Origin of the sequence: Rhodopseudomonas sp. B29 (genome assembly GCF_000333455.1) — a bacterium.
GTDB lineage: Bacteria > Pseudomonadota > Alphaproteobacteria > Rhizobiales > Xanthobacteraceae > Rhodopseudomonas.
Genome location: NZ_BADD01000472.1, coordinates 1 through 9180, shown reverse-complemented (window position 1 = coordinate 9180; position 9180 = coordinate 1). Strand labels below are relative to the sequence as shown.

Sequence of the window (9180 nt, the reverse complement as noted above, 5' to 3'; positions counted from 1 at the left end):
CGCAGACGCCAGCGCCGCGATGATGGCGCCTCGGATCGACGAGGCCCGTGCTTCGCTGCGAAAAGCCGATGCCGATGATCAGCCGGTTCATTTGAAAATGCTCCATTGGAACGACCGGCATCGCCGCTCGCCACGCGGTGAATCCGCCGACCGCGCCGGCGCGCTCGATCGCCATCCGAATGAGCGAGCCGCCGAACCGCGCCTGCCAACTAATCAGCAGCGCCTCGGTCTCGAGCGTCACCGCATTGACGACGAGACGGCCGCCTGGGCCGAGCGCCTGCCAGGCGGCGTCAATGACCCCGACTGCTGTGGCGCCGCCTCCGATGAACACCGCGTCCGGTGTCGGCAATCCGGCCAGCGCCTCGGGCGCGCAGCCTTCGCGCAGTTCGAGATGCGGTACGCCGAGCGCTTCGGCATTACGCCGGGCCGCCGCGAGCCGGTCGCTGCGCGGCTCGATACCGATGGCGCGGTTGCGCCGATCGGCGAGCAGCCATTCGATGCCGATCGATCCGGAGCCGGCGCCGATGTCCCACAGCAATTCGCCGCCGCGGGGCGCCAGCGTCGACAGCGTTACGGCGCGAACCTCGCGCTTGGTGAGCTGGCCGTCGTGCTGAAAGATCTGGTCCGGCAGTCCGGCCGTGCACGGCATCACCAACGCGTCGCGGTCGGCCGCGACGTCGATGGCGAGAGCCACGGGGGCCTGTACATCGTCGAATGCGTAATCCTGTGCGGCGACGGCGCGGAAGCGCTCGCGGGGACCACCGAGCGCCTCCAGTACGTTGAGCTTCGAAGCACCGAAACCAAGGCCGTTGAGATAGTCGGCGAGCTGCGCAGGCGCGTCGCCGTCGCGCAGCAGCACGATCAGCCTGGCGCCGGGCCGCAGGTGCGGCCGTAGCAGCGTCAGCGGTCGCGCGTGGAGCCCGAGTGTGACGATGTGTTCGAGTGGCCAGCCGAGCCGCGCTGCGGCGATGCTGAAGGTCGATGGCGCCGGAAACACGCGCATCTCGGCGAGCGGCAGCCGCGCCGCGAGCGTCGATCCGACGCCGAACCAGAATGGATCGCCCGAGGCCAGCACCACGACCTTGCGGCCGCGCTGCGCCAGTAGCTTCGGCAGCGAAGTTTCGAATGGTACGTCCCAGGGCAACGTCTCCTTGCCGGACGGAGCCGCCAAGGCGAGATGACGGGCGCCGCCGGCGATCAGCTCGGCTTTCGCCAGCGCCTCGCGCGCCGCGTCCGAGAGACCGCCGACGCCGTCTTCGCCCAATCCGACGATGGACAGCCAAGGCTCACTCATGTCAAAGGCTCGCTCATGTCATCGCTGCCTGACATGACGAACGCCTCGTCCCCAGCGCTGCGGCTGCTGATCCTCGGCGGCACCGCCGACGCCAATCGGCTGGCGGCTGCCGTCGCCCGTGAACCGCTGATCGACGCGGTGTTGTCCTATGCGGGACGCACCGAGAATCCGCGGCCGCCGCCGATCGCATCGCGTATCGGTGGCTTCGGCGGCGTCACCGGACTGGTGAACTATCTGCGCGAGCACAGCATCGACCGCGTCGTTGACGCCACGCATCCGTTCGCGGCGCAGATGAGCGCGCATGCGGTCGAGGCCTGTGCGCTCGCCGGCGTGCCACTGCTCGCGCTGGAGCGTGCCCCGTGGGAGCGCCAGGGTGGCGATCGTTGGATCGATGTCGATGATATCGACGCTGCCGTCGCGTCGCTCGCCGGCGCACCGCGCCGGGTATTTCTCGGTATCGGCCGGCAGAATCTCGCGGTCTTTGCAGCGCAGCCGCAGCACGCTTACTTGGTGCGGCTGGTCGATCCGCCGCGTGAAACGTTGCCATTGCCGAATGTCGAGATCGTCGTGGCGCGAGGGCCGTTCGATCGCGCCGGCGATCTCGCGCTGCTGAAGCGCTTCGGTGCCGACCTCGTCGTTGCCAAGAATGCCGGTGGCGATGCGGCGGTGGCCAAGATCGAGGCGGCGCGTGATCTGGGCCTGCCGGTCGTGATGATACGCCGGCCATTTGTGCCCGAGCGTCCGGTTGTCGATAGCGTCGATCAAGTGATGCGCTGGCTCGCTCACGACGCCGCTCCGACCGAGCGCGGCGTGTAGACGAACGGCGCGCCGCCAGCGCGCGCGATCAGCCGCGTCTGCCGCGAGCCGATCATCACCAGCGTGCGCATGTCGGCGCGCTCAGGTCTTGCCTCGCCGAGCGGCACGACATCGATCGCTTCGCGCTCATCGCCGACCGCGGTGGCGAACACCACCGGCACGCTTTCGGGGAATTCGGTCCGCAACAGCTCCAGCGCGCGGCCGAGCTGCCATGGCCGCGCCTTCGACAGCGGATTGTACAGCGCGATGACGAAATCGCCCTGCGCTGCGAGGCGCAGCCGCTGCTCGACCAATTCCCAAGGCTTGAGGTTGTCCGACAGATTGATGGCGCAGAAATCATGGCCGAGCGGCGCGCCGATCCGCGAGGCCGCGGCGAACATCGCGCTGATGCCGGGCAGCACGCGGATATCGAGTTCGCGCCACGCCGGCTCGCCGCGCTCGACCGCTTCGAACACCGCCGCCGCCATCGCAAATACGCCGGGATCGCCCGACGACACCACCACGACGCGGTGACCCTGCGCAGCGAGCCGCAGCGCGTGGCCGGCGCGGCCTAACTCCTCACGATTATCAGTGCCATGTCGCTGCAAGCCATCGCGAGCCGGGACGCGCGCCACATAAGGCGCGTAGCCGATCAGATCGGTGGCTTCATCAAGCGCTGCGGTGACCTCCGGCGTGATCCATTCGGCCGGGCCGGGCCCGAGCCCCGCAATCGCCACCCAGCCGCGCGACGTGTTGCTGCTCATGGCCGTCGCCCCATGCCGTGCACCAGGATCATCGAGAAGTAAGGCGCCTCGTCATCGGGCTTGTCGGCGAGGCGCATCACCTTCTGCTGCGCGGTGGTGCCGCGTTCGACATAGACGGCGCGGTCGCAGAGTCCTGCAGTCGCGAGCGCGCGGCGCACTTTTGGCAGATTGCGGCCGAGCTTCATCACCACGATGGCGTCGGCGCTCCGCATCGCGTCGGTTAGCCGCGCTTCGCTCAGCGTCGCCGGCAGCACGCTGAGCACGTCGTCGCCGTAAGTGATCGGCGTGCCGCTCGCGGTCCAGCAGCCGCTCATGCCGGTGATGCCCGGCACGACCTCGACTGCGACGCGATCGATCAGCCGGCTGTGCAGATGCATGAACGAGCCGTAGAGAAACGGATCGCCCTCGCACAGCACGACCACATCCGCGCCCTGCTCGGTCTGCGCTAATAGTCGCGCGACGCAATCCTCGTAGAATTCGCGTAGCGTTTCTGCATAAGCCGCGTCGTCGAGCGCGATCTCGGTCGTCACCGGATATTCCATCGGCAGTTCGATGGCGCTTGGCGGCAGCAGAGTGTCGACGAGTTGCCGCGCCTGTCCGGGACGACCTGCCTTGCGGAAGTAAGCGATCACCGAGGCGCCGGTGATCAGCCGCGCCGCCTTCAGGCTCATCAGTTCCGGATCGCCCGGGCCGAGGCCGACGCCGTAGATGGTGCCGCATCTGCTCATTCGCGTTCGCTCGCGAGCGCATTGAGCGCGGCGGCCGCCATCGCGCTGCCGCCGCGCCGGCCACGAACCACGAGGCTCGGCACCGGCTTCTCCTCGAGCAGAGCCTCCTTGGATTCCATCGCGCCGACAAAGCCGACCGGCACGCCGATGATCGCGGCCGGGCGCGGCGTTGCCGGATCGCGCAGCATCTCCAACAGATAGAACAGCGCGGTCGGCGCATTGCCGATCGCCACCACGGCGCCGCCGAGCAGGTCGCGCCACAACTCGAGCGCCGCCGCCGAGCGCGTCGTGCCAAGCTTAGCGGCGAGGCTGGCGACGCGAGGATCCGACAGCGTGCAGATCACCTCGTTGCCGGCCGGCAACCGCGCCCTGGTGACTCCATGCGCGACCATCTGCGCATCGCACAGGATCGGCGCGCCGGTGATCAGTGCGGTGCGGGCGGAGTCGGCGAATCCGGGTGTCATCACGATATCACCGGCGACGTCCACCATGCCGCTGGCGTGGATGATCCGCACCGCGACACGCTCCTCTTCCGCGGAAAAGCGCGCCAGATCGGCTTCCGATCGGATGATCGCAAACGAGCGCTGATAGATCGCGGCGCCATCCTTCTCGTAAGTAAATGCCTCGCTCATTGCGCTGGCTCCGTCGACAGGCCGGCGGCGAGGGCGAACTGGTCAATCAAAGCGCTCGCCGCGGTCGGGCTGTCGCTGGCGATCAGCGCGCGTAGCCGGCGCAGCGTCGACGGCGGCAGATTGGAGACGCGACCCAGCGCGTCGTCGGCACTGTCGTCGTCTCGCAGCAACGCCATCGCCGTTCGGCGCTGAACCATTTCGGCGGCAAAGTTCAGCACGTCGTCGTGGTGATCGGCGGCTGCGGACAAATGAATCAGCACGCCGCGCGCCGACAGAGCGCCGGCAAGGCCCGACAGATCATCCAACTGGATGCTGAGATGCGACGCGGCCACTGCGGCCGCAAGGCGCGCGCGTGTAGCGGCGCAGTCGCTCAAAATGACGACCTCCGCGACGGGCGGCGCATGATTATGCGGGGCGTCTTGCCGGGCTGAGTGCATCTCTACGTCCGTCGCGGCGAACGACGACCATGTCGTTCATCACTCGCGGCGAACGGACCTGCACTCCGATCGGCCAACTCGTTCACCCCGGAGCACCCCGCCCGGAATGGCGTCAATCACAGGCGACGGCAGGTCTCCTGGCTCACGGGTCCTTGCCGGCACCGCCTTCCCAGACGATCAGGTCCAGTGGCTTTGTGGTGACGGCTCGCCGCTCACAGTTGCGGGGTCAGCTCGGTTGGCGCGGCCAGTGCGCCGCGCGTCCGATTCCCTTTCATCCCCAAGGGGATTACCATCGGCGCTCGATCTGTGGGACAGAACGCAAGCACTGTCAATCCGGCGCTTTGCGGAGGGGACGGGCGCGTTCGATGGCCGAGCGCCACAGCGCTGCCAGCCGAAACGGCGCGTGCACCAGCTTGCCGGCCGGCAGCAGCACGAACAGTGCCAGCACCAGGCCGAGATGCAGCACCAGCAGCGTCCCCATCAGCGCGCTGGCGCGCAGTGCGAGCAGCAGCAGTCCGCTGGCCGCGACGGAGGCGATCAGCCCCAGCATCGCGTAGTCCATTCGCACTGTCTCGGGCACAGTCGGCGCTTTGTCGGCGCGCAGCTTCAGGGCGATCAGCCCAAAGGTGCCGATCAGCGTCAGCACGCCGCCGGCGATGCCGAGTCCAACCGGAACGCTGGCTAGCGGGTAGGGCGCCTCCCAATGCAGCCAGCCGCGATACAGCGCCGCCAGGATGGTCGATGCGAAGTTCAGCGCCAATCCGCCGACCATCAGATGGTGAAACAGCCGCCGCCGTCGGGACGGCGCTTCGATGCGATCGCCGCAACCGCCGTCGCCGCCACCGAGGTAACGCAGCGTCACCGCATCGCCGAGCGCACGCGGCAGGGCGCGCCAGCGCTGGGCGGAAGTCGCATGCGGTGCGATCGCACGCCAGAACGTCGCGGCGCTGTACGCGAGCGCGATCAGTGGCAGGACCGAAGCTGCTAGTGCACCTGTCATCATCACGGCGAGCGGCACAACGCGATAGAACGACCCATTTCCACTGTGCGTCGTGTACAGAGCTGCCGGATCGGCTGCGAGCGCGACCGCCGCAATCGAGGCCAGCGTCACCAACACCACCACCATCCCGCTGTGCGCGAAGGCTCGTCCTAGCCAGCGCGGCCGTGCATAGTCGGCGTAGGAGCGCTGCCGCACCCGCGCCAGCGCCTGCGGCAGATTCAGCGCGAACGCGTGTGGCGGTGCGTATTGGCAGGCGTGATAGCAGCCCCGGCAGTTGTGGCAGAGATTGGCGAGGTAGCCGAGATCAGCCAGCGAGTAGTCGTGCTTGCCGGCGATGGCGGGAAACACTGCGCAATAGTCGTCGCAGAACATGCAGGCCGAGCACAGCCGCAGCGCGCGCTCGGCCTCGGCGTGGATGTCATCGGCCGACATGACGCGCCGCCTCCTCGCCCGCGAGCCGGCCGAACGCCGCGCCGATGGTGACGCCGAGTCCGGCCAGATAGCCGCGCGGCAACACGTTCGCGGCCATCACCATGCCGGCGGCGAGCAGATTGTCGAAGCGCGTGCCGTCCTGCCGCTGTACCCGCAGTGATGGATCAACTGCGACTCCGAAATGCGTGAAGGTGATGCCCGGCCGCAGCGGGAAGGCCGCGAATGGAGGCTGCACGATCGGCCACGCCTGCGAGGTCTTGTCCGGACTGAGGCCCGATGTGCGCCAGGCCGTAGGACTTGTCGGGTCAGCCGCCACGATCGCCCGATTATAGTCATCGACAGTCGTCGTAAGTGTCTGTGGATCGAGCCCAAGCTCGCGCGCCAGCTGATCGACCCTATGGGCGCGGATCGGCGCAAACGCTGTCGGGCTGGCGCGATGAATGCCGTCGTCATCAAGGATCGCGTAAGCGAATTGTCCGGGCGCGGCCAACAGGCGCTCGCCCCAGCGCGCATAATGCGTGCGCTTGGTGTCGCCGCCTTCGTCGGCGAAACGCCGGCCGTTGCGATCGACCACGATGCCGTAGGGGATGCACTCCAGCCTTGTGACGATGCCGCCGTCCACCTCTGGCCCGCGAGCATCGACCGCGACGATGTGGCCGCGGCGCTCATCACCGACCGTTGCGGCGCCGGCATCCATCATCGCCCGCAGCAACCGCCCACGCACCGTGCCGATGCCGCGCACATGGATCGAATCCGCTGCTGGCCCGAAGCTGTCGCGCAGCCAATCGCGATTAGCCTGATGGCCGCCGCAGCCGGCGATCACCACCTCGGCCGTGATCGTCGCGCGTTGACCGCGATGGATCAGCTCGACGGCTCCGACCTGATTGCCCTCGACTCGAAGGCCACAAGCTTCGGCATCGTGGATGATGGTTGCGCCGATCTGCTGCGCGGTGGCGTAGAGCGTATCGGCGGCCGCCTTGCCGCCGCCGGCAAAGAACACGGTGCGCTGCGACCAAGGCATGGTGCCGCGGCCGCGGCGCTGCATCCGCACGCCCTGCGCCTGCAGCCACGGCACCAGTGTGGCCGAGCTTTCCGCCAAAAGCTGTGTCAGCGTCGCATCGCCATCCGGCGCGACGCGGGCGAGATCGGCGCAAAACGCGGCGACCGGATAGCTGCCCGGTGCGTAGTCGTCGGGCATATCGTGGACGACGCGGAAGTTGCGGGCATGCCGGGTGTTGCCGCCGCGCCATTCGACTGCGGCGTGATCGACCAGCACCACCTCGGCGCCGCGCCGCCGCGCCGCGATCGCCGCGCACAGCCCCGCTGCGCCGCCGCCGATCACCAGCACGTGGCAATGCGCCGGCAATTGGCTCACCGCATTGCTCCGGACGGCTCAGGGAGGAGCCACGCTTGCGTCGCCGTCGTCGCTATGCTTTGCGTGTCCGTTGCGGGATCGCCGCGCACTGCTTGGGTGAAAGTGTCATGAGCGCGCCTCGTCAGCTGCTTCTGATCGGGATCGGCGCCGGCGATCCGGACTATCTGACCATGCAGGCCGCTGCGGCACTGAACCGCGCCGACGTCTTCTTCATTCAGGACAAGGGCCGCGACAAGCAGGCGCTGCGCGCGCTGCGGACTCAGATCTGCGAGCGATTCATCACGGATCGCGACTATCGAATGGTGGCGTTCGACTATCCGGTCCGCGCCAAGGAATTCTCCGACTACAAGGCCAATGTCGCCGATTGGCATGCAGACATCGAGGCAATCTACACGCGGCTGCTGCGCGACGAACTGGCTGACGGACAGTGCGGCGCTTTCCTGATCTGGGGCGATCCGGCGCTGTACGATTCGACGATGCGGATCATCGAGTCGATCCACGCCAGAGGTGACGTGGCATTCGACTACGAGATCATCCCCGGCATCACCGCCATACAAGCGCTGGCCGCCAAGCATCGCATCGCGCTCAACCGTATCGGCGAGCCGGTTCACATCACCACCGGTCGCAAGCTGCCGGCCGGCGCGATCGAGGCCGATAGCGTGGTGGTGATGCTGGATGGCGAACAGGCCTTCACGCGGATTGATCCCGACACGGAGATTTTCTGGGGCGCCTATTTGGGCACGCCCGACGAAGTCCTGATCGCCGGCCGCCTCGGCGACGTCCGTGACCGCATTGTGCAGACGCGCGAGGCGGCGCGGCAACGCATCGGCTGGATCATGGATACTTACTTGCTGCGCAAGCCGCGCTAAGGCGACGCGCTCTCCACCGTCATTGCGAGGAGCGAAGCGACGAAGCAATCCAGCCAAGTGCACTTGGCTGGATTGCTTCGCTTCGCTCGCAATGACGTTGATAGTTCTTTCTCGTCGCCTTACGCAGCCTGATGCAGCCGGCGCTCGACCAGCAGGCTGCCGCGCAGGCCCTTCAGCGACTTTGCGGCGCCCAGCACGGCGAGATCGAACGCCGGCTCGAAGACGATCACCAGCAGATAAGCGGCGCCGAACGACGTCACCGCCGCGATGTTGTGAGCGCCGAAGCCCTGGCCGTAGAACGCCCAGAACGCCACCCAGGCGACGATGCCGGCCTGGTAGGTGGTCGACATCATAAGCGCCTGGCTGTAGCGCAGATCGACGTAGGCCGTGCCCGGCGCGACGATTCGCTTCGCCAGCGCCTGCAGGCCGAACAGCGGCACCAGCAGCGTCGTGACGTTCATGCCGTACTGCGGCAGGTCGGTCGGCACGAAAAAGATGCCCTGCAGCAGCAGGCCGAGCCCGAGGCCGATCGCCGCCGGCGCGGCGCCGAACAGCAGGAACAGCGTCGAGCCGAGGATCAGATGCACTTCGGAGACGCCGACCGGATAATGCGGCAGCACCTGGAAGAAGCTGAACACCAGCGCGGTGGTGAGCGTGCCGCGCGCCGCCAGCGACAGCGCGCGGCGCTGGCGCAGGGTCTGCCAGGCGAGGCCGAGCGTATAGATGCCGGCGCCGGCGGCGGTGGCGTAGCTGAGCGTGATCTTGGCGCCGTCGACGACGCCGGGTTCGATGTGCATGACAGGCTCCGTTGCTAATTCGATTCGAAAAGAGTGAGAGACGAGTTCAGCGTTGCA

At 67.6% G+C, this 9180-nt stretch carries 9 protein-coding genes, 1 pseudogene and 1 riboswitch; of the genes and pseudogenes, 2 read left to right on the top strand and 8 right to left on the bottom strand.

Annotated features, from left to right (window positions below; translation table 11 throughout):
• Positions 1 to 87: 87 nt before the first annotated feature.
• Positions 88 to 1294, bottom strand: a pseudogene (gene cbiE / locus I5M_RS16730) (precorrin-6y C5,15-methyltransferase (decarboxylating) subunit CbiE).
• A 15-nt stretch (positions 1295 to 1309) separates the two neighbouring features.
• Between cbiE and I5M_RS16725 the strand changes: the two are divergent.
• On the top strand, positions 1310 to 2110 hold the full coding sequence (locus I5M_RS16725; protein WP_244432025.1) for a cobalt-precorrin-6A reductase: 801 nt from the start codon (positions 1310 to 1312) through the stop codon (positions 2108 to 2110).
• On the opposite strand, the gene cobJ is transcribed toward I5M_RS16725, so the two are convergent.
• From cobJ to tcuA, 6 genes are all read right to left on the bottom strand, one after another.
• The gene (gene cobJ, locus I5M_RS16720) at positions 2077 to 2853 is read right to left on the bottom strand and encodes a precorrin-3B C(17)-methyltransferase (RefSeq protein WP_022722439.1); all 777 of its coding nucleotides are present in this window, start codon (positions 2851 to 2853) and stop codon (positions 2077 to 2079) included. The two genes, I5M_RS16725 and cobJ, sit on opposite strands and share 34 nt — an antisense overlap.
• Entirely contained in the window at positions 2850 to 3581 is a 732-nt protein-coding gene (locus tag I5M_RS16715) for a precorrin-2 C(20)-methyltransferase (RefSeq protein WP_022722438.1), read from the bottom strand. The genes cobJ and I5M_RS16715 overlap by 4 nt, the downstream gene beginning before the upstream one ends.
• Entirely contained in the window at positions 3578 to 4213 is a 636-nt protein-coding gene (locus I5M_RS16710; RefSeq protein ID WP_022722437.1) for a precorrin-8X methylmutase, read from the bottom strand. Before I5M_RS16710 ends, I5M_RS16715 begins: the two co-directional genes overlap by 4 nt.
• Positions 4210 to 4545 (bottom strand): hypothetical protein, encoded by a 336-nt coding sequence (locus tag I5M_RS16705; protein ID WP_148287891.1) that lies wholly within the window; start codon positions 4543 to 4545, stop codon positions 4210 to 4212. Before I5M_RS16705 ends, I5M_RS16710 begins: the two co-directional genes overlap by 4 nt.
• A gap of 214 nt (positions 4546 to 4759) precedes the next feature.
• A riboswitch (cobalamin riboswitch) is annotated at positions 4760 to 4959 on the bottom strand.
• Positions 4960 to 4978: 19 nt separating this feature from the next.
• The gene (tcuB, locus tag I5M_RS16700) at positions 4979 to 6082 is read right to left on the bottom strand and encodes a tricarballylate utilization 4Fe-4S protein TcuB (RefSeq protein ID WP_022722435.1); all 1104 of its coding nucleotides are present in this window, start codon (positions 6080 to 6082) and stop codon (positions 4979 to 4981) included.
• On the bottom strand, positions 6069 to 7457 hold the full coding sequence (gene tcuA, locus I5M_RS16695) for an FAD-dependent tricarballylate dehydrogenase TcuA (RefSeq protein WP_031336715.1): 1389 nt from the start codon (positions 7455 to 7457) through the stop codon (positions 6069 to 6071). Before tcuA ends, tcuB begins: the two co-directional genes overlap by 14 nt.
• Positions 7458 to 7564: 107 nt before the next feature.
• Here tcuA and cobF point away from each other — a divergent pair, with 107 nt between their 5' ends.
• A complete protein-coding gene (cobF, locus tag I5M_RS16690; protein ID WP_022722433.1) occupies positions 7565 to 8326 on the top strand; it encodes a precorrin-6A synthase (deacetylating) in 762 nt (253 codons plus the stop codon).
• A 119-nt stretch (positions 8327 to 8445) separates the two neighbouring features.
• On the opposite strand, the gene I5M_RS16685 is transcribed toward cobF, so the two are convergent.
• Positions 8446 to 9123: an energy-coupling factor ABC transporter permease gene (locus tag I5M_RS16685; protein ID WP_022722432.1), complete on the bottom strand. Its 678-nt coding sequence runs from the start codon at positions 9121 to 9123 to the stop codon at positions 8446 to 8448.
• Positions 9124 to 9180: the final 57 nt, after the last annotated feature.